Origin of the sequence: Aneurinibacillus soli (assembly GCF_002355375.1) — a bacterium.
Lineage (GTDB): Bacteria > Bacillota > Bacilli > Aneurinibacillales > Aneurinibacillaceae > Aneurinibacillus > Aneurinibacillus soli.
The window spans coordinates 1,727,733-1,744,980 of the sequence record NZ_AP017312.1; the positions used below are offsets into that span (position 1 = coordinate 1,727,733).

25 protein-coding genes are annotated in these 17,248 nt (G+C 45.3%); 24 read left to right on the top strand and 1 reads right to left on the bottom strand.

The features are described 5' to 3' along the window. The first annotated feature begins 195 nt into the window (after positions 1–195). The 10 genes from CB4_RS08815 to CB4_RS08865 all read left to right on the top strand — a co-directional run bounded on the left by CB4_RS08815 (position 196) and on the right by CB4_RS08865 (position 7,292). Positions 196–1,200 carry a hypothetical protein gene (locus CB4_RS08815; protein WP_096465075.1) on the top strand — a complete coding sequence of 335 codons (1,005 nt, stop codon included), beginning with the start codon at positions 196–198 and terminating at the stop codon, positions 1,198–1,200. Further along, positions 1,139–2,002, top strand: coding sequence for an ATP-binding protein (locus CB4_RS08820; protein ID WP_157737891.1), 864 nt, complete (start codon positions 1,139–1,141; stop codon positions 2,000–2,002). Before CB4_RS08815 ends, CB4_RS08820 begins: the two co-directional genes overlap by 62 nt. Positions 2,003–2,186: 184 nt before the next feature. Beyond that, positions 2,187–2,627, top strand: a complete 441-nt coding sequence (locus CB4_RS08830; RefSeq protein WP_096465081.1) for a RusA family crossover junction endodeoxyribonuclease — start codon at positions 2,187–2,189, stop codon at positions 2,625–2,627. Positions 2,628–2,645: 18 nt separating this feature from the next. Further along, the gene (locus tag CB4_RS21320; protein ID WP_181419256.1) at positions 2,646–3,566 is read left to right on the top strand and encodes a 2-methylcitrate dehydratase; all 921 of its coding nucleotides are present in this window, start codon (positions 2,646–2,648) and stop codon (positions 3,564–3,566) included. Next, on the top strand, positions 3,563–3,700 hold the full coding sequence (locus CB4_RS21245; protein WP_172890836.1) for a hypothetical protein: 138 nt from the start codon (positions 3,563–3,565) through the stop codon (positions 3,698–3,700). Before CB4_RS21320 ends, CB4_RS21245 begins: the two co-directional genes overlap by 4 nt. A 245-nt stretch (positions 3,701–3,945) precedes the next feature. Beyond that, positions 3,946–4,245: a hypothetical protein gene (locus CB4_RS08840; RefSeq protein WP_096465083.1), complete on the top strand. Its 300-nt coding sequence runs from the start codon at positions 3,946–3,948 to the stop codon at positions 4,243–4,245. After that, a complete protein-coding gene (locus CB4_RS08845; protein ID WP_096465085.1) occupies positions 4,238–4,651 on the top strand; it encodes a hypothetical protein in 414 nt (137 codons plus the stop codon). Before CB4_RS08840 ends, CB4_RS08845 begins: the two co-directional genes overlap by 8 nt. A 13-nt stretch (positions 4,652–4,664) precedes the next feature. Further along, positions 4,665–5,033, top strand: a complete 369-nt coding sequence (locus tag CB4_RS08850; RefSeq protein ID WP_096465087.1) for a YopX family protein — start codon at positions 4,665–4,667, stop codon at positions 5,031–5,033. Between the two features lie 249 nt (positions 5,034–5,282). Then, positions 5,283–5,945: a LuxR C-terminal-related transcriptional regulator gene (locus CB4_RS08855; RefSeq protein WP_096465089.1), complete on the top strand. Its 663-nt coding sequence runs from the start codon at positions 5,283–5,285 to the stop codon at positions 5,943–5,945. Positions 5,946–6,203: 258 nt separating this feature from the next. After that, positions 6,204–7,292 (top strand): cohesin domain-containing protein, encoded by a 1,089-nt coding sequence (locus CB4_RS08865; RefSeq protein ID WP_146226555.1) that lies wholly within the window; start codon positions 6,204–6,206, stop codon positions 7,290–7,292. A 594-nt stretch (positions 7,293–7,886) separates the two neighbouring features. On the opposite strand, the gene CB4_RS08870 is transcribed toward CB4_RS08865, so the two are convergent. Further along, a complete protein-coding gene (locus CB4_RS08870) occupies positions 7,887–8,069 on the bottom strand; it encodes a DUF8096 family protein (protein WP_096465095.1) in 183 nt (60 codons plus the stop codon). Positions 8,070–8,245: 176 nt separating this feature from the next. Between CB4_RS08870 and CB4_RS08875 the strand changes: the two genes are divergently transcribed. From CB4_RS08875 to CB4_RS08940, 14 genes are all read left to right on the top strand, one after another. After that, entirely contained in the window at positions 8,246–8,992 is a 747-nt protein-coding gene (locus tag CB4_RS08875) for a hypothetical protein (protein ID WP_096465097.1), read from the top strand. 64 nt (positions 8,993–9,056) lie between these two features. Further along, positions 9,057–9,416 carry an HNH endonuclease gene (locus CB4_RS08880; RefSeq protein ID WP_096465099.1) on the top strand — a complete coding sequence of 120 codons (360 nt, stop codon included), beginning with the start codon at positions 9,057–9,059 and terminating at the stop codon, positions 9,414–9,416. Between the two features lie 73 nt (positions 9,417–9,489). After that, the gene (locus CB4_RS08885) at positions 9,490–9,792 is read left to right on the top strand and encodes a hypothetical protein (RefSeq protein WP_096465101.1); all 303 of its coding nucleotides are present in this window, start codon (positions 9,490–9,492) and stop codon (positions 9,790–9,792) included. Between the two features lie 120 nt (positions 9,793–9,912). Continuing rightward, positions 9,913–10,236, top strand: a complete 324-nt coding sequence (locus CB4_RS08890; RefSeq protein WP_096465103.1) for a phage terminase small subunit P27 family — start codon at positions 9,913–9,915, stop codon at positions 10,234–10,236. After that, positions 10,211–11,992, top strand: coding sequence for a terminase large subunit (locus CB4_RS08895; RefSeq protein WP_096465105.1), 1,782 nt, complete (start codon positions 10,211–10,213; stop codon positions 11,990–11,992). Before CB4_RS08890 ends, CB4_RS08895 begins: the two co-directional genes overlap by 26 nt. Positions 11,993–11,999: 7 nt before the next feature. Next, positions 12,000–13,232 (top strand): phage portal protein, encoded by a 1,233-nt coding sequence (locus CB4_RS08900; RefSeq protein ID WP_231956200.1) that lies wholly within the window; start codon positions 12,000–12,002, stop codon positions 13,230–13,232. Next, a complete protein-coding gene (locus tag CB4_RS08905; protein ID WP_096465109.1) occupies positions 13,207–13,953 on the top strand; it encodes a head maturation protease, ClpP-related in 747 nt (248 codons plus the stop codon). Before CB4_RS08900 ends, CB4_RS08905 begins: the two co-directional genes overlap by 26 nt. Further along, positions 13,946–15,085, top strand: coding sequence for a phage major capsid protein (locus CB4_RS08910; protein ID WP_096465111.1), 1,140 nt, complete (start codon positions 13,946–13,948; stop codon positions 15,083–15,085). The genes CB4_RS08905 and CB4_RS08910 overlap by 8 nt, the downstream gene beginning before the upstream one ends. A gap of 14 nt (positions 15,086–15,099) precedes the next feature. Further along, positions 15,100–15,363 carry a head-tail connector protein gene (locus CB4_RS08915; RefSeq protein WP_096465112.1) on the top strand — a complete coding sequence of 88 codons (264 nt, stop codon included), beginning with the start codon at positions 15,100–15,102 and terminating at the stop codon, positions 15,361–15,363. Positions 15,364–15,376: 13 nt separating this feature from the next. Continuing rightward, positions 15,377–15,601 carry a hypothetical protein gene (locus CB4_RS08920; protein WP_096465114.1) on the top strand — a complete coding sequence of 75 codons (225 nt, stop codon included), beginning with the start codon at positions 15,377–15,379 and terminating at the stop codon, positions 15,599–15,601. Further along, complete coding sequence (locus CB4_RS08925; protein ID WP_096465116.1) at positions 15,543–15,905, top strand: phage head closure protein; 363 nt, start codon at positions 15,543–15,545, stop codon at positions 15,903–15,905. Before CB4_RS08920 ends, CB4_RS08925 begins: the two co-directional genes overlap by 59 nt. Next, positions 15,862–16,290 (top strand): HK97-gp10 family putative phage morphogenesis protein, encoded by a 429-nt coding sequence (locus CB4_RS08930; RefSeq protein WP_096465118.1) that lies wholly within the window; start codon positions 15,862–15,864, stop codon positions 16,288–16,290. The genes CB4_RS08925 and CB4_RS08930 overlap by 44 nt, the downstream gene beginning before the upstream one ends. Beyond that, complete coding sequence (gene gp17, locus CB4_RS08935) at positions 16,287–16,655, top strand: tail completion protein gp17 (RefSeq protein ID WP_096465120.1); 369 nt, start codon at positions 16,287–16,289, stop codon at positions 16,653–16,655. Before CB4_RS08930 ends, gp17 begins: the two co-directional genes overlap by 4 nt. Positions 16,656–16,657: 2 nt before the next feature. Beyond that, positions 16,658–17,221: a major tail protein gene (locus CB4_RS08940; protein WP_096465122.1), complete on the top strand. Its 564-nt coding sequence runs from the start codon at positions 16,658–16,660 to the stop codon at positions 17,219–17,221. Positions 17,222–17,248: the final 27 nt, after the last annotated feature.

The following is a 17,248-nucleotide window of genomic DNA, read 5'->3' on the forward strand; positions in this document are numbered from 1 at the left end:
GCAAGAGGATATACACGCAATGATCAGTCCACCTATTGATATATCGGATGATGACTTGCCCTTTTGACGAGCAGAATGACCCGTTAGGCTACGTGGATCGGATGCCAAATACAAAGCGTCAGAGTCGAAAAGGAGCGTAATACAGGGCGCAGTACGAGCCCAATTCTATCAATCTAGCAAAGGGGATGTCGGGGCATGGAAGAACAGAAAGGCATGGAGACATCGGGGTTTGTAGTCCTGCCCCGGCTCTCTATTAGGAATTTGCGGGACAAACTCCTTTTTTATCATTTGCTTGAAAAGGCAGATTGGAACACAGGAGTAGCACGAATCAATGTTTCGGAACTGGGACGAGAAACAGGATGGTCACGGAAGGAGATCGACAATTCACTTTCTCGCCTTCAAAAAAGTGGTGTGATTCAGACGGAAACGTTGAAAGGGAAGCGTGGTGTAAGGATAGAGCTTGTTCATTATTTCGATTATCAAAACCTATCAAAATACAAAAAAACGGCGCAAGCAAACGGAAAAATGGCGCAAGCAGAGGAACAAGCGAACGAAGAAATGGCGCAAGCCAGTAATAACGAAAACCCTTGTCCTGCTTGGGATTCACTCGCTAACAAAAGTGAAGTGGCGCAAGCAGATGAAGAAATGGTGCAAGCGATGGCACAAGCAAGCGAAGAAAAGGGAAAACCTTTATTTATTAACAGCATTATAAACAGCAATAGTAACAGCAATAAGAACAATAAACCTAATACGTCACTCGCTCCTGAGAAAAAGCAACTGGCTTCGGAAGCCGATACGATTTCTTTTGTCGATGAGAACATCGACGTACTGCCTTCAGGTGTAAGTAAAAAGCTGTTGATCAAGTATTGCGAAACCATTCGTCTCACGAGAAATACTTGCAAGGTCGCCAGTAGCGTCTTACTTCAAGTTTTCGTGAAGATGAAAAAGTACACCTCAAACCAAATCAATTATGCGGTTTGGAATCATGCTGAAAAGCATGATGACAAGCGAGAGAAATACACGCTAGGGATTTTGCGGAATACCAGCAATGACGAAGCGTACCGAAAGCTCATGTTGATGCTGAACCGTCAGAACCAAGATGATCTCAAAATCGAAAAAACGAAGGAGGATGTATTACATGCAGGCAGCAGAGAACTTGATCCAGCGCTCCGTGACGAGCTTAATGCCCTCTCTCACTGAGGATGCAAAAGGAGAGCACCATTGTCCGATATGTGGTCGGCATGTTCCGAAGACAAGCATTGAGCTGTTTGGCAAACCGCGTATTGTACAGAGTCGTTGCCAATGCGAGATTGATCGATTTGTCTATCAGCAGAAACAAGCAGAGGAGCTGATTGCGAAAAAGGTAATTGAGCGCAAATTCGATATTTCTGAGCTTGGAAAACGGTTTGAAGAATGCAGGTTCTCAGCGTTTGCACAGCGTCAAGGTAACGAGAAAGCCTATCGGATGGCGATTGACTATGTACGAGAATTCGAGACAACGGAGGAGCTTGGGTTGCTTCTATGGGGGATACCTGGTAACGGAAAATCACATCTGGCCGCAGCTGTAGCACACGAAGTAAAAGCTGACGGAAAAACAGTTGTCTTTCAGACGATGGCTGAACTGCTGGAACGCATTCGAAATACCTTTAACAAGCGAGAGAAGGAGACGGAGAGCGAAGTCATGGCTGCGCTTCGGGATTGCGATCTGTTGGTGCTAGATGACATAGGAGCGGAGCGCATTAATGACTGGGTACTAGACGTGATGTTCCGGGTGATCGATGGCCGGTATCGGAAGAAAAAGCCGGTGCTGTACACGACGAATTTTTCTCCAGCTGATCTACTAGTTCGGTTTATGCCATCAAATCCTGCTAAAGAAGACGAGATCAAGGCACAGCGTATTCATGACCGGATTATTGGGACAAGCATCATCGTGAAGAACGAGGCGCAAAGCTATCGGCGCGAACAAGCGGCGCAACGCTTTCGGGAGATGAATGGGGCATGAGGAGTTTTTACGAACGGGGCCGTGGCAGGACGCTGATTCCGAGGGAAAAGCTTGAGACAAATACACCAGGGGAAGTCGCTACATACTGTCTCTCGCCTGAGGAGTTGGCAAAGTACCAGGCGCTGCCGTTGGATATCGGGAGATACAAGAAGCCTATTAGCATACCAAGACGGAGGAAGAAGGCATGATTCAATTTACGATATATGGGGAGCCGGTCGCACAAGGCAGACCGAGAGCGACCATGATCGCCGGAAAAGCCCGCATGTATGACCCGAGCAAGTCCCGGGGCTACAAAGAGTACGTCAAGCTGGCAGCAGCCGATCACGCGCCAGCAGCGCTTTTAGAAGGACCATTGGTGCTCACAGTGAATGTGTATCGGTCCATCCCGAAAAGCTACAGCAACAAGAAAAAAACGCAGGCAGAAGCCGGAGAGATTAGGCCAACAAGCAAGCCGGACGTGGACAACTATGTAAAGGGCATCAAGGATGCGCTGAACAAAGTGATCTGGAAGGATGACAGCCAGGTCGTAAGCATAACAGCCGGGAAGTTCTACAGCCAGAAGCCGCGTATTGAGGTGAAGGTGCAGGTGCTGGAAGAACAGACACAGCAGTTATCGGTTATCTAAAACAAGGGGGAAACAATCATGCCATACATGGAATTTGACGGCGAAGTAAAGAAAATGGTCACAAAGCCAACTGGAGAGAAAGAAATCGTCCTGATCGTACAAAGAGAGCAACTGCGGGGTAAGTTGGACTCACTGGACGACATTCTTGCTGGTGGCAAGGCGTCCATCACACTTGATTCACTGGTGGTCAACTACAATATCACGATCAATGCACAAACCAACAAGCCAATCAAGGAGTACAAGGTCGATGACAAAGGCATTGTGTCTGAGGTGAAGCCGGAAGGAGAGCAACTGGAAGCGAATCTTGGTCTGCCGGCTGCCAAGATCCCAACGAAAGAAGAACAGGAGCAGGCCGAGCGTGAGGTCATTGACGAGTTCATTCTCAGCGGTATGGCACCAAGCTATGATGAGTTACCGTATGACTTCGCTAATATCGTCAAGCGCCGTCTGGAGGGTGAGACATACATGAAGCTGGCATCAGAGTTGGAAATGTCGTCCGGTAAGATCGTGGAGCTGGTGGACGAGTATCGAAAGCGTGTCGCACCACTGGCAGCCAAGTGGTGGGAGTGGAAGCAGGGTCAGGAGCAACCGGAGTCTGAGGGGGAAGTGCAAGAGCCTGAAAGTGATGAGGAACCAGACACAGCCGGACAAGATGAGGACAAGACCGATGCTGTCGGAGAAGAACAAGTAGAAGATTCAGGGACTACTGAACAGGTACCGTCTGATGAAGAGATCGAAGAGTACATTCTCGGTGGGAAAGCTCCTGTGTTCCCGGATATTGAGTTCGATTTCCCGAACCTGTTGGACAAGAAGAAAAAACGTGGTAGCTGGACAAAGATTGCGACAGAGATGAATCTACCTCTCGGGAAGATGCAACGCCAGTGGAGAGAGTACAAGCAGCGCATTGCCCGTGAGATGCGTGGTGGCGATACGGCGTGAGAAAAGCTCGCTACTACCTGCTCAGTCGCAAAGAGCAAGGGTTCGGCACGGTTCAGGTGATCTATCGGTACGAGCGTATCCGGTGGAGTGAATTGAAGCGCTGGAAAAAGCGTGGGTGGAAAGTGATTGCATAGACGGTTGCCTGCGAACCAGAGGGAGTGAATAAACATGGGTGAAATTTCAGACATGATCTTGAAAGGTATTTTGTGTGAAGTGTGCGGCTCTTATATGGAGGACTGGGAAGAGCCAGGATATCCTCGCAAATGTGAGGATTGTCTTCAAGGGTAGTTTTAACAGAATCGGTTGCCTGCTGGTGCTGAGTGTGCTGGCAGGTGGCTCACAATGCGGTGATTTTGTAGGGAAAGGAGACAGGAACAGAATGGATCAGATCAGCATTTTCGATTTCGTTGAAGTAACTCAGGTAACTAAACCTTCAGCCCACGGTTGCAAAGCCCATGTGTACGGTCCAATTCCTTTCTGGGAGTTGAAATCACCTGTGGAGTGTCGTAGTCGTAGCGCATCACATGAAGGCAAGTACAACCATATGGTTAGAACGTGGGGGAAAGCCGTTCATCTATATTTCAAATATCCTGTCTCGTGGTTCGAGGCAATCAAACTATTCGAGAAGGAGCGAGCCAAGCAACTTGAACAAAAAGGAAGTGGTGAGGGGAATGGATGAGGTAGAACAGCTTGATCTATTCCCGGCTATTCCAGATATATCACCACCTCAGTTACCTGTACAGAGACTGAAAAAGGAACGACGTAAACAGCTGATCGGCAACCAGTGTACTCTTGACTTCGAGGCTCCAAAAGTAGACAAGCCAGATGAACAGGCAGATTCTGTTCTGCAAGCGATCAGGGAGTCAATCATTGGTCGGAGTAGAACAGGTGACAGGTTCGGTAAGCACATCGATCAGGGATTTAAAATCACGAAATGTGAGAAGCACTTCGTTTGGAGTACAGAAATTACGTACATGGTGAAAGGCTGTTCTGATACAGCGACATTCACTATGTTAGGAGTCAATCTTACACATCGGAATGAGCCGATTCCAAGGCAGATGATATTCGGTTATGTGAGAGACTGAAAGGAGAGATAGAATGCGAGAGGTTAAGTTTCGTGGAAAGAGCATTGATGAAGAAAAAGAAGGTTGGTTTTACGGAGATTATTGTTCTGTACCAAGCCCAAACATCTTATTTGAAAATTCAAATAAAGAAATAGATTGCGAGCCTGTTATTCCGGAAACAGTTGGACAATACACAGGTCTACGTGATCGGAATGGTCGGAAGATTTATGAGGGGGATATTGTTCGTTGGCCCGGATCAGGAGACAAAGTGTACGTAAGAGTCGTCACTTTTGAAAAATACACATTCCATGTAGGAAATATATTAGACGGTCTGTGTGACTACCGTGACTTCGTGGTCATCGGCAACATCTACGATAACCAGGAGCTGCTGGAAGGTAACTAACGGTTGCTTAGCATCGTGGCTATGTTGCGTAATGCTTGAATTAAATCACCAAATTGAAACGATATATTCCCAATGCTAATAGCGATGATAATCAAGGATGTGATTTTTACTATTTTATAAAGTTTATCTATCTCCATCTAAAAGAACTCCTTTTCATATAAAAATGCCCCTCGCCAGTCTGCCAACTGTTGAGGGGATTCCCTGTTCTTGACTCACAAGAATATTTTACCATGAGCAGGGGGAGTAGTCATGAATAATCAGTATTTCTTGGAGAAAGTTTGCGCGAAGTGTCCAGGTTCACAGTGGGGTAAGTCAAGCATGTGCCGCATTCATGACATGCATATCGGTAAGGTGCAGGGATGCCCACAGTGGGAGGAGCACCAGGCGGCGCAGTTGAAGGATCATGACGGGCAGGTAGCGTTCTTGGATCTAGAGCCAGCAATTGAGGCTGTGCAACGGGTAGAGCAAGACTTACGCGACTATCGTTGGATGGCTGAGAAAATCGATGCGATTCAAGCTTATGAGGATAGGAACAAAGAGAAGTCCCGTGAAGTTTGGGAGGGCATGCTTGGAGCTGGTACAGCTCAGTATGGAATTGAGTCGTCGCTACCAAAGGCGCAAGGTGTAAACTCGGATGTAACGTATAGAGAGGCGCAAAAGCTCCTACGGAACTGGGAGCGTATGAAACGATATGAGCGCAAGGTAAAGAAGCTGGAAGAGGCTGTGGCGGCGTTACGTGACGAGCGTGAGCGTACAGTAGCCGAGGGAATACTAGACGGTATGAAGATGTATGAGATTGCTCAGCAGCTTGATGTGAGTCGGACAACAGTTGATACGATTCGTCGGTCAATGGTGCGAAATCTGGCTTGGATTATGTATGAAGAGGAAATGAGGGAAGGCCTGTCAGCGTAGACAGGCTTTTTGCTTTACATTCTGGACATTGCTTTACATGTCAGCATCTACTTTGCACTTTGTACGTTTTTTGCGAGTCAAAAGCGCAGCGTGGTATGCTGGATGCAGGAAAGATAAGCGAAGGGGCCGTTCCGAGGGGAGCGATCTTTTGTTTTTGGAAGATATTCATCTCTAAAAATATAAAGTATTACCAAATATATAAAAATAATGTTATTCTATATATTGGGAGTAAGAATCTATTTTTATTGGGGGATGCATATGAAAAGGGTAAAGGTTTTGCTGTTTTTAACTTCTTTAATGCTAGTGATGACCGCATTTGTATCTAGCGTAAGTGCTGCGACGATTGGTCAACAGTTGTTAAACCCAGAAAGTGGATGGAAAAGGTTTCAAGATAATGATCCTAATATTAAATATGGAGGAAGTGGTTGGTTTAGAAATGATAGTATTGATATGATAACTCCTACTTCAGGGGATCATACAGTAAGATTTAATTTCAGTGGTGATAAAATCAGAATACTTGCATATAGTTGGTCTAACAGAGCTAAACATAAGATTTCTATCGATGGAGGAACTCCTGTAGAATACGCAAATAACCTAACTGGTGGTAGTATGGTAGTAGATGCTCTTGCTTATGAAAAAACAGGATTGTCTAAAGGGGTACATACGGTAGAAATTACTAGGGGTTCTACAGGTATTATGACAATTTCCGCTATCGATATTGACCAAAACAGTGAGCTGTCAAAATATGATCCAACAGTTTTGCAAAAAGATATTGCTATGGATATCCAAGCCCCACAAACAACTGTAGCTGGTGGAACAACGTTTACCACATACGCTATCGTTAAAAATGCTAAAGACCTGTACGCTGAAGATGTAAAAGTTAAGTACGATACAAATCTGTTCGAATTCGTAAAGGCAGAACCAGCAAGCACTGGCTTACATATTTACTATGAAAAACAAGAAGCACCGGGAGACTTGCGATTTATCGTAGCAAGTAATGGTGAAAAGTACGGAGTGAACGGAGAAGCACAACTACTGAAGCTGACGTTCAAAGCGAAGAATACACCAGGAAAAGGCAAGATTGACATTGCTACCGGTCTAGTAGCAGACTCGAAAGGTACCGAGGTAGAAGCAACAGTTGATGGTGAGGAGATTACAGTAACAGGTGGATTTGATGCTGACGTAAACGGAGACGGCAAGTACAGCCTGGGTGACGTAGCTATTGCCGGATTTCACCACTCCAAAGACAAAGCGCAGTGGACAAACCCGAAATCCGACGTCGATAAAAACGATAAAGTAGAAGATGGTGATCTGGCGCTGATCGTACAGAAAATCTTGAATCCGTAATTAGATAATAAGAGTATCAGGAGATAAGAGAAGGGCTGTTCCAAGGGAGCGGCCTTTCTTTAATTGATAACTTTGGGAGTGGTATAGTTTTGGGCGATATACACGATAGTGTGAAATGACGAATTTTATATTTTGTTATTTAGATAAAACTCACGTAAGGCTAATTACCCTACGTGAGTAAAGGTAAGGGTCACAAATAATCTAACGTCGTCCTGGACCATGATTACATCGTATGACAGGACATGTCCCAACCCTTCCTGATGCACTTGCGATATCTGAGTTAGGATCAGGCAACGACATACAGGGTTCCGTTTCTATATGACACACAGACGTGTCTGGACCTAAAGGGACTCGATACCCTCCACCATTACATCCTCCATTATCATATCGATACGGATACCTAGCATCTAATTCATCGCCAGCCCTGACTTCAAGAAGAGGACGGTTACAACTCATGAGTAGTACCTCCTTATTTTCGTAGTGCAATAATATTGTTCCACAAAGCGTAAGGATCAATCAGTAAATATATGTAAACCATTAAAGCGCCGCTTGGGTGCTTTTTCTTTTGCAAACAAAACCCCGCATCTCGTAGGGTTAAATACTTTTCTTCATGCCGCACTCTCTGCATTCTCTAGTGAAAATCGTATCCTTAACAGAACTTTTGAAATGGGCGTTACCACAATTATCACAGCGCCCACTGACAGTATCAGGGTACTCTTTGTAGTCGTAAACGATGGTTGTGTCATAACCGTTGTATTCTTTGTTGGCTTCGGTCAAGGTGATCACCCTTATGTTGGATTTAACTTTTATATCATAGCAGATAAACAGTAGAGTATGGCACTGTATTCAGCGTTGCCTGGTAGTAGGTGATCGTGAAGAAAGTAATTCATAACGCTACAGTTGCAGGATAATACTTCTTATTGTCGAATTATGATGGCTAGGGAGGATGAACTATGTCTAATAAACTAGATGATTGTAAACAACTTACGATGCCACGAAGAGATTTTATTTATTTGTGTATTATTTTGGTAATCATATTGATATCAGTCTGTTCTTTTTTCTTCGGTGGTTCTACGCGAGCTGGAGAGAGCTTAAATTTCGGGGCGACCCTCGTGTCAATTATTTTAGCCGTACTTGCGATTGTTATAACCCTAATTGATATAGGTGGACAAAAAAATAATGTCCTGGACTTAAAAGAATCTGTAGAAAAAATCAACAAAGCATTGTCGCAGTCACAATTATTAATAGAAAGTACTAAGGAACAAGTGTTTGAAATCAATTCTTTAAAGGAGCAACTACTTGGAAGGATAGAAGAGAGCATAAAATTTCAGGAAGAAATTAAAGAAATGATTCGAGGTTCAGAAGGTGAAGAAATTGATAAGGAAGCGATATTAAAAGCGCTTGAAGAACGAGAGAAACAAAAACAGGAGAATGTTTTTATAGAAGCTTCTAACATGTATCAAAATAACAATGCTATAACAGAAATGATTGAAAGTGTTATAAAAGAAAGTTATGCAATAGGGCAAGAATTTACATTCAAAGATTTACGAGAAAAACTGGATGAAAAATATATTAAATTATCTTCTTCAGTATTAGTGTTTACGATGAAAAAATTAGAAAAAATGGGTGTTTTATCTCGTATTACCTCTGCGAATTCAGGAGCAGTAAGGTTTCAAAGGAACCCGAGTTTATTTGACTGATATAACCGCGTCCATGTTGGACGCTTTTTCTTTTACCCTAAAACGGAGGTGGGTGATGATGTAGATGGCACGTAACCATGAACAAGACCGATACTATGACAAGCACAAACGAAACAGGGAAGCTAAGCGATTCTATGATAGTGCTGCTTGGCGTAAGTGCAGGGACTATGTATTAAAGCGCGACAACTACCTGTGTCAGCCATGTTTCAGGCACGGCATGAAGCTCAAGCCAGCTGACACAGTACACCACATCGAACACTTCGATGAAGCACCAGAGCGTGCGCTTGATCCAGACAACCTGGAAAGTGTATGCAATGCCTGTCATAACAAGTTGCATCCAGAGAAGGGACAGAGTAAGGATAAACCAAAGAAGAGGCGTAAGGTGAAAGTGATACGATCGCAAGCGAATCAAGAAGTGTGGTGATGGTCGCATGAAGTAATATAGAATTTATAAAAAATAGCAAAGGGTGATGAAGACTTTGGAAGCACAACATACAATGGTTAATTGCGATGATTGCAAGCAAGACTTTTCGCTAACTTCTATCGAACAGAAGAAGCTTGATAATGGAGTAGAGCGAAATTACTTTATCTGTCCACATTGCCAAAGGCAGTATACAGCTTTCTATACCAATCAGAAGGTAAGACGTAACCAGGCCAAGATTACCGCATTAGGACGAGAGGTACAGCATGCCACTACGTTAAACAAATCTAATCGCTTGCGTAAGCAGATAGAAGAATTGTCGGAGGATAATAAGCGTGAGATGGATCGTTTAAAACGAGAGTTTGATAGCGAAGAGTAAGTAAGCCCCCCTACCCTGCAAGTTGGAAAGGGATATGGCTACAGACCGGCGTGGCCCTTCGCTTGTACCACGCATAAAATTTTAGATTAAGGGGGGTGCCCTGGAAGGGAGTGTTGTGATATGGCGGTACCCACTGCGAAGAAGATTCGGGAGTATCTCGGTGATAACTACCAAGAATCAGACGAGGAGTTAATTCAGCTCTATATCGAGACACACAAATATTACCGGAGACTTAAAAAAGAGGTGGAGAAAACCCCGTTGATGCTTGAACATACTAACAAATCCGGGGCTACGAACACCGTTAAAAATCCGCTGGCAATCGAGGTTACAAAGACCGTTCAAACACTCAATAATCTTCTGAAATCACTTGGACTCACACCAGCTCAACGTAAGAAAGTAGGGGTGGCTGGGGACGACGATGACGACGATTTCGATAACTTCTAGTCCGAAAGAGATTGAAAAATGGTATAGAAAATGGCACGAAAAACAGGTTAAAAAGCGTCATATTCTCAATGATTTCTCACCAAAATTGCTTACAACTTGGTATACAGAGCGTGTGATCAACGGGGAAATCGTGGCTGGTAAAAAGGTTGTACAAGCTTGTCAGCGGCACTTAAACGATTTGGAGCGACAAGGCACAGAAGACTTTCCGTACATCTTTGATGAGGATCGCGCACACCGTCCGATCAAATTCATTGAGCAATACTGTCGACCATCAAAAGGTGATTATCAAAAACTTGTCCTGCAACCGTGGCAGCACTTCACAATCGGATCGTTGTATGGCTGGGTGCATAAAGATACTGGAGTCCGTCGCTTCCGTGAGGGGCTTATTTTCATTGGTCGGAAGAACGGGAAGACAACAAAGATTAGTGGTCTGTCGTTGTACTCCTTATCGAAAGACAACGAGAGAGGCGCAAAGGTGTATGTACTTGCCAACACTAAGCAGCAGGCGGGGGAGCTTTTCAATGAGAGTCGGGCAATGGTCCAGAAATCTCCGTCTCTGCGCAAGAGAGTGCGCGAGAATCAGAAAGGGATATATTTTGACAAGACCTTCAGCTCCATAGAAGCCCGTGCATCTGATAGCGAGAAGTTGGATGGCCTGAATACTCATCTTGGCATCTTTGATGAGATCCATGAATTCAAGGATTTTAAACTGATCAATGTCATCAAACGTTCGTGGTCGGCTCGTAAGCAACCAATGGTCGTATACATTACAACAGCAGGATACCAGCTTGACGGCCCACTGATAGAGTATTACGAGATTGCTGCGGATGTTCTGAACGGGGCATTGGAACAAGAGCGCAAATTCTACTTTATGGCCGAGCTCGACGATGAAAATGAGATCGAGAATCCGGCCATGTGGATTAAAGCTAATCCGAACGTCGGGGTTACGCTCAACCTCCCGGAACTGGTGCAGGACTTCAATACGGATCGTCATGTGCCGCAAGAGTACAATGACTGGGTGACGAAGCAATTCAATCTCTTTGTAGACAATAGTGAGCAGTCATTCCTGTCGTTTGAAGTGCTTAAGCGGAATGACAGCGTGATTGATGAGAAACTGCTTGAAGGAAAAGGATGCATCGGCTCGTTTGACCTTTCTGACAGTGAAGATTTTACGAGTGCATGCCTTGAATTCCCTCTTGATGATGGGCGAGTATTTGTGCTATCTCATACGTGGATACCGGAAGCTAAAGTGAAGAAGGAAAATGAGAATATCCCGTATCGCGTATATGAGAAAGAGGGGCTTTTAACCATTATTCCGGGAGAATACGTGAAAAAAGAGTACATTTTCGACTGGTTCGTAGAAAAATCTGAGCGTTTTCCAATCGAAAATATTATGTATGATCCGGCGAAAGCGTTCGGTCTTGTCGAGTCATTGAAGGCACATGGATTCGAATGCGAAGTGGTGCGACAGGGATTTCTTACGCTTGGTCCGGCATTGGACAATGCCAAAGAATTGTTCTTGGATGGGAAAGTAGTATTCAACAATAATCGGCTATTTCGTTGGTACATCAACAACGTGAAGTTGGTTGAGGACCGTAATCGCAATAAAATGCCTACCAAACAAGGTCGCTACCGTAAAATTGACGGTTTTGCGGCCTTTTTGAATGCGCACACCGTGGTTATGAAGAAACTGGCCGTTCCAACTGCGAGTGGCAACGTTGACTTTGTATCGATCAAAGACCTGCTAAGGGGGTGATGACAATTTGAATCTATGGCAGCGAACCAAGATGGCTTGGAAGGTGATCCGAAACAAGGCAACTCAGGTTGATGAGAACTTTTCGAAGTGGTTTCGTGGAGGTCGGTCTATATTTCTAAGCGGTAATAATAGCAAGCTCGCTTCCAACGAAACGATATTTGCGGCAGTTTCGCGTCTATCGAACTCGATGGCGACTCTTCCACTCAAATTTTTTAAGGAGTTCAGCCCTGTTTATACGGAGCTATCTGATTTGATCTCCAATTCACCTAACAACAACATGACGAGCTTTGATTTCATTCGGATACTTGAGACACACAGGAACGTGCATGGTAATGGTTATGCACTGAAGATGTACGGTAGACACTACAGTGTTACATCCCTGGTCATACTCGACCCGACATGTGTCGAGCCTGTTGTTGAGCAGGAAACGGGTGAACTTTGGTATGAGATCAATGGCGAAAAAGGCCGTTATTACGTCCACAATCTCGATATGATCCATATTAAACACATTCATACCACGCAAAACGGTTATAAAGGGATCAGCCCAATTGATGTGTTGCGCAACACTATCGATTTTGACAGAGAGGTCCGTGAGTTCAGTCTTAGTCAGATGGAGGGTGGCATTCATGCCTCGTTTATTTTGAAGTACGCTGCTCATATCGGTAAAGAGAAGAAAGCTGAGATTTTGGAAAACTTCAAGTCGTTTTACAAGGACAACGGCGGTGTTCTGATCCAGGAGTCAGGCGTTGAAATTGACCCAATCACACGAAATTTTATTGATACAAAGGTGTTTGAAGTTGAAAAAATAACGCGCACGCGGGTCGCAACAGTGTTCAATATGCCAGTTAGCATGCTGGGGGAAACGGATGGAGCCAGCTACTCCAGCATGGAGCAGATGAGTCTTGAGTTTGTGACCTACACGCTGTTGCCGATTGTCCGGCAATACGAGCAGGAATTCAATCGAAAATTATTGACGCCACAGGAGCGCCAGAGAGGACTGTATTTCAAGTTCAATCTGAGCGCTCTTTTACGTGGGGATACATCCACCAGGGGCGAGTTCTACTTCAAGATGGTGCGTTCGGGTGTGTTTAAGCCGAATGAGATTCGGGCGTGGGAGGAGCTACCACCGGAAGTAGGTGGAGAGAAGCTTTATATCAGTGGTGATTTGTATCCAATTGATACGCCGCCAAGTGAACGGAAGGGGGTGAAAGCAAGTGAGCAAGAAGTTTTGGGAATTTAAAAACCAAACGAGTACTGAGGCTGACCTTTATTTGTACATCGAGATTGCGTCATGGGGTGGCGGCTATTATGCGCACTCAGCTAAGAGTTTCAAAGGCGAGTTGGATTCGCTCGGTGAGATCAAGACACTGAACGTATACGTCAATTCGCCAGGCGGTGATGTGTTTGAGGGTGTAGCGATATACAACATGCTCAAGCGTCATAAAGCTCATGTAAACGTGCATGTAGATGGACTGGCTGCTTCTATTGCTTCGGTGATTGCGATGGCTGGAGATACGATTTATATGCCTTCTAACGCCATGCTGATGATTCATAATGCGTGGATGTATACAGCTGGTGATTCGAATGCGCTTAGAGAAGCTGCAGACATGCTGGATAAGGTGAACACTTCTCTACGACAGTCATACCTCGACAAAGCTGGTGACGCGCTCTCTGAAGAGGACTTGACTACACTCATGGACAATGAGACGTGGCTAACGGCTCAGGAGGCTTTTGACTACGGTCTATGCGATGTGGTAGGCGAATCGAAGCAAGTTGCGGCTTCTATCAGTAAGGACCTGTTTGCTAAATACCGGAATGTCCCGGAGGAAGTGGCTGAAATGGCCGAGCCAGCACCGCAACCTGCTGCTTTTACGGACGAAAACCGCCAAAAAATCATTCAAAACACAAAATCTGAGCTTGAAAATTTAAACTCATACCTGGGAGGTATATTGAATGCCTAAAACACTGTTTGATCTCAAAAATGACCTGGTAACACTCGGAAAAGCACTTGCTGCAGCTAAGGAACAAAAGATCGCAGAAGCATCGAAACCAGATGCTGACATTGAAACAATTAAGGCCTTGGAAACGAAAGAAGTGAATCTGAAAGCTCGGTTCGACATCTTGCAAAGAGAACACGACGAAATGGAAGCCGAGCAACTGAAAAATTTGCAACGTAACCCAATCAAAGGGGCTGCCGATCCGAAAGCAAAGATTACGGCTGCGAAGGCAGAACTGTACCGTGCAACGGTTCGGGGCCGCAACATTTCGAGCGACGTAAAAGCTGCACTCGGTGATAACAATACAACTGGCGGCGAGAAAATACTGCCGACAACGATGACGAATGAATTGCTGCACGAACCTTTCGTTAAGAACCCGTTGCGCGACCATTCGACGTTCACAAGTGTGACGAATCTTGAAATTCCTAAGATCGACTTCACACTTGACGACGATGATTTTATTGCGGATACAGAAACAGCAAAAGAGATTAAGGCCGAAGGTGATGTTGTCACTTTTGGGCGTCACAAATTCAAGGTGTTTGTTCCGATCTCCGAAACGATCCTGACTGCAACAGATACGAACCTTGTCCAAACGGTAGATCAAGCCTTGCAAAGCGGGTTGGCTGCTAAGGAGAAGAAAGTGGCGTTTGCTACTACACCTAAGGCGGGTGAGGAGCACATGTCCTTCTACTCGGTACAAAACGGTATCAAGGAAGTTACAGGTGCTGATCTGTACAAGGCAATCAAAGCTGCTTTAGCTGACCTGCACGAAGATTACCGCGAGAATGCCAAAATCACTATGCGCTATGCGGATTATCTGGACATCATCGAGACACTGGCGAACGGCAGTACGGCTCTTTACAGCGCGCAACCTGAACAAGTTCTCGGAAAACCAGTTGTATTTTGCGATGCAGCAGTCAATCCGGTCGTTGGTGATCTGCGCTATTCACACTTCAATTATGATCCACAAGCGCTGTATGACCGCGACAAAGATGTGAAAACAGGTATTGAATTGTTTGCACTAACTGCATGGGTGGACCACAAGATCAAGCTAAAATCAGCATTCCGCATTGCGAAAAAAGCACCGACTGTATAACGGAGGGATGCTGAATGGCAGGTCCGGCATTGGATGAGTTGAAAACATATCTACGTATCGATGGAAGCGAGGATGATATGATTCTGGAGCTTCTTACACAGGGGGCGATAGAATACCTTGCGAATGCAGGTGTGCCAGAATCAGAGAGTGCATTGTACAAGCTCGGTGTCATGCTCTACGTGGCACTTCACTATGAGAATCGTGATCCAAGCATGAGAATGGATAAGTTCAGCTTTGCGCTCGAAAGTATCATTCTTCAGCTGGAAGATTACAGGTAAGGCGGTGAGGAAAATGGCAAAGTATCCGGTACTGAATGCTTTTGTGGATAAGAATACAGCAGCCTATTACGAGTCTGGTAGTGTTTACGAAACGAAAGATGAGGAAAGAGCTTCCGATCTGCAAGATATGGAGTTTATTGGAGAAGAGATGAAGCCACAGCGGAAGGGGCGGGCCACGGATGAACATCGGAAGACTGCGGCACCGGGTGATGTTGCAAAGTCGGACAACCATTCGTAATGAAGAGGGATTTGAGGATGAATCTTGGACAGACGTTGCGACTGTCTGGGCTGCTGTCGAACCCCTGCGCGGACGAGAATACTTTGCTGCGGCAGCAGTAAATGCCGAGAATACCGTGCGGATTCGGATGCGGTATCGTCTTGGTATAACGCCGGACATGCGCTTGTTGTACGGGATGCGAATCTTTGAGATTCAATCTATGATTGATCCGGATGAGCGGCACCGGGAGCTGCACTTAATGTGCAAGGAGGTGGCGAGTCATGGCGACGATGGAAGTGCAGGGGATGCAGCAACTACTGGATAAACTTCAGTCTTTGGGGAACAAAGCTAAGACGGTAGAAAGCCGAGCGCTTAAAGAGGGGGCCGAAGTGCTTCGGAGTGAAATCGAAGCGAGAGCTCCACGTAGCCCATCTCCTCGACAACCAAAGGGGAAAACGCAGACGTGGCGTACTGGAAAGCACGCAGCTGACAATATCAAAATAGGTCCGGTTAAAGTCATCAACGGTGCAAAACTGTTGGAGATTGGGATTCAGAAAAATGATAACTCTCACTATTTCTACATGAAGTTCAAGGAATGGGGAACCAGCAAAATGTCTGCTGAACCATTTATGGAGCCAGCTGTTACAGAGAAGCAAAGCGAAGCAGTGCAAAGAGTAAAAGAAGTAATCCTAGGAGCGCTTGGCATATGATTAACTTGAAACCGAAGATTGTACAAGCACTTGAGTCGAATCAGGTGCTTGTTTCTCTTTTAGGAGGCAAGCGTATTTATCCATTAAAGGCGCCTCGCCCGAATGAATTTCCCCGGATCACATTTTTTGAATTGAATAATGCGGACGATCAGTATGCAGATGATGCGGCTATATCCAGTGAAATTCGCGTGCAGATTGATGTTTGGGCAAAGACCCCTTCTTCAGAGGTGTCGCAAGAGGTCGCACGAACGATGAAGGAGTTAGGTTTTCAGCGCTACTCTGCTCAGGATTTATATGAAGAAGACACGGAGATATTCCACAAAGGAATGCGTTATAAAACAACAGTGGTACATGAGGAGGAATGAAGATGGCAGGAGTACAGATAGGCCTGAAGGATTTGTATTTTGCTCTTCTGGTAGCGGATGACAACACGGGTACAGTATACGAAACACCAGAGAAAATCGCGGGCGCAATTAACGCCAAAATTAAACCGAAGTCAAACACGGAGACGTTGTATGCCGATGATGGTCCATCTGAGACGGCAACAGCGCTGGGTGAGATTGAAGTCGAAATTGAGGTGAAAGATTTACCGCTGGCTGTACAGGCTAAGTTGTTTGGGCACAAGTTGGAAAAGGGTGTGCTCATTAAGAGTGCGGACGATACAGCGCCGTATGTAGCGCTTGGGTTCCGCAGTAAGAAAAGTAACGGGAATTATCGCTTTGTCTGGATGTACAAAGGGAAATTCGAACTTCCTGAGCAGGAATATCAAACGGGAGAGGACAAACCGAAGTTCCAGACACCAAAAGCCAAGGCGACGTTTATCAAGCGAGAGTTTGATAATGCTTGGCAGGCAATTGGCGATGAAGATGAAACTGGATTTACAGCCAAGGCGACCTGGTTTACTGAAGTGTACGAAAAGCCAGCTGCCTAGACAAATAAAAACGGCGTAGATGGGGAT

What these genes read in the sequence shown, in the direction of transcription:
- CB4_RS08815 (WP_096465075.1), top strand. Translation starts at nt 196, where the DNA reads ATGGAAGAACAGAAAGGCATGGAGACATCGGGGTTTGTAGTCCTGCCC.
- CB4_RS08820 (WP_157737891.1), top strand. Translation starts at nt 1,139, where the DNA reads ATGCAGGCAGCAGAGAACTTGATCCAGCGCTCCGTGACGAGCTTAATG.
- CB4_RS08830 (WP_096465081.1), top strand. Translation starts at nt 2,187, where the DNA reads ATGATTCAATTTACGATATATGGGGAGCCGGTCGCACAAGGCAGACCG.
- CB4_RS21320 (WP_181419256.1), top strand. Translation starts at nt 2,646, where the DNA reads ATGCCATACATGGAATTTGACGGCGAAGTAAAGAAAATGGTCACAAAG.
- CB4_RS08840 (WP_096465083.1), top strand. Translation starts at nt 3,946, where the DNA reads ATGGATCAGATCAGCATTTTCGATTTCGTTGAAGTAACTCAGGTAACT.
- CB4_RS08845 (WP_096465085.1), top strand. Translation starts at nt 4,238, where the DNA reads ATGGATGAGGTAGAACAGCTTGATCTATTCCCGGCTATTCCAGATATA.
- CB4_RS08850 (WP_096465087.1), top strand. Translation starts at nt 4,665, where the DNA reads ATGCGAGAGGTTAAGTTTCGTGGAAAGAGCATTGATGAAGAAAAAGAA.
- CB4_RS08855 (WP_096465089.1), top strand. Translation starts at nt 5,283, where the DNA reads ATGAATAATCAGTATTTCTTGGAGAAAGTTTGCGCGAAGTGTCCAGGT.
- CB4_RS08865 (WP_146226555.1), top strand. Translation starts at nt 6,204, where the DNA reads ATGAAAAGGGTAAAGGTTTTGCTGTTTTTAACTTCTTTAATGCTAGTG.
- CB4_RS08875 (WP_096465097.1), top strand. Translation starts at nt 8,246, where the DNA reads ATGTCTAATAAACTAGATGATTGTAAACAACTTACGATGCCACGAAGA.
- CB4_RS08880 (WP_096465099.1), top strand. Translation starts at nt 9,057, where the DNA reads ATGGCACGTAACCATGAACAAGACCGATACTATGACAAGCACAAACGA.
- CB4_RS08885 (WP_096465101.1), top strand. Translation starts at nt 9,490, where the DNA reads ATGGTTAATTGCGATGATTGCAAGCAAGACTTTTCGCTAACTTCTATC.
- CB4_RS08890 (WP_096465103.1), top strand. Translation starts at nt 9,913, where the DNA reads ATGGCGGTACCCACTGCGAAGAAGATTCGGGAGTATCTCGGTGATAAC.
- CB4_RS08895 (WP_096465105.1), top strand. Translation starts at nt 10,211, where the DNA reads ATGACGACGATTTCGATAACTTCTAGTCCGAAAGAGATTGAAAAATGG.
- CB4_RS08910 (WP_096465111.1), top strand. Translation starts at nt 13,946, where the DNA reads ATGCCTAAAACACTGTTTGATCTCAAAAATGACCTGGTAACACTCGGA.
- CB4_RS08915 (WP_096465112.1), top strand. Translation starts at nt 15,100, where the DNA reads ATGGCAGGTCCGGCATTGGATGAGTTGAAAACATATCTACGTATCGAT.
- CB4_RS08920 (WP_096465114.1), top strand. Translation starts at nt 15,377, where the DNA reads ATGGCAAAGTATCCGGTACTGAATGCTTTTGTGGATAAGAATACAGCA.
- CB4_RS08925 (WP_096465116.1), top strand. Translation starts at nt 15,543, where the DNA reads ATGAACATCGGAAGACTGCGGCACCGGGTGATGTTGCAAAGTCGGACA.
- CB4_RS08930 (WP_096465118.1), top strand. Translation starts at nt 15,862, where the DNA reads ATGGCGACGATGGAAGTGCAGGGGATGCAGCAACTACTGGATAAACTT.
- gp17 (WP_096465120.1), top strand. Translation starts at nt 16,287, where the DNA reads ATGATTAACTTGAAACCGAAGATTGTACAAGCACTTGAGTCGAATCAG.
- CB4_RS08940 (WP_096465122.1), top strand. Translation starts at nt 16,658, where the DNA reads ATGGCAGGAGTACAGATAGGCCTGAAGGATTTGTATTTTGCTCTTCTG.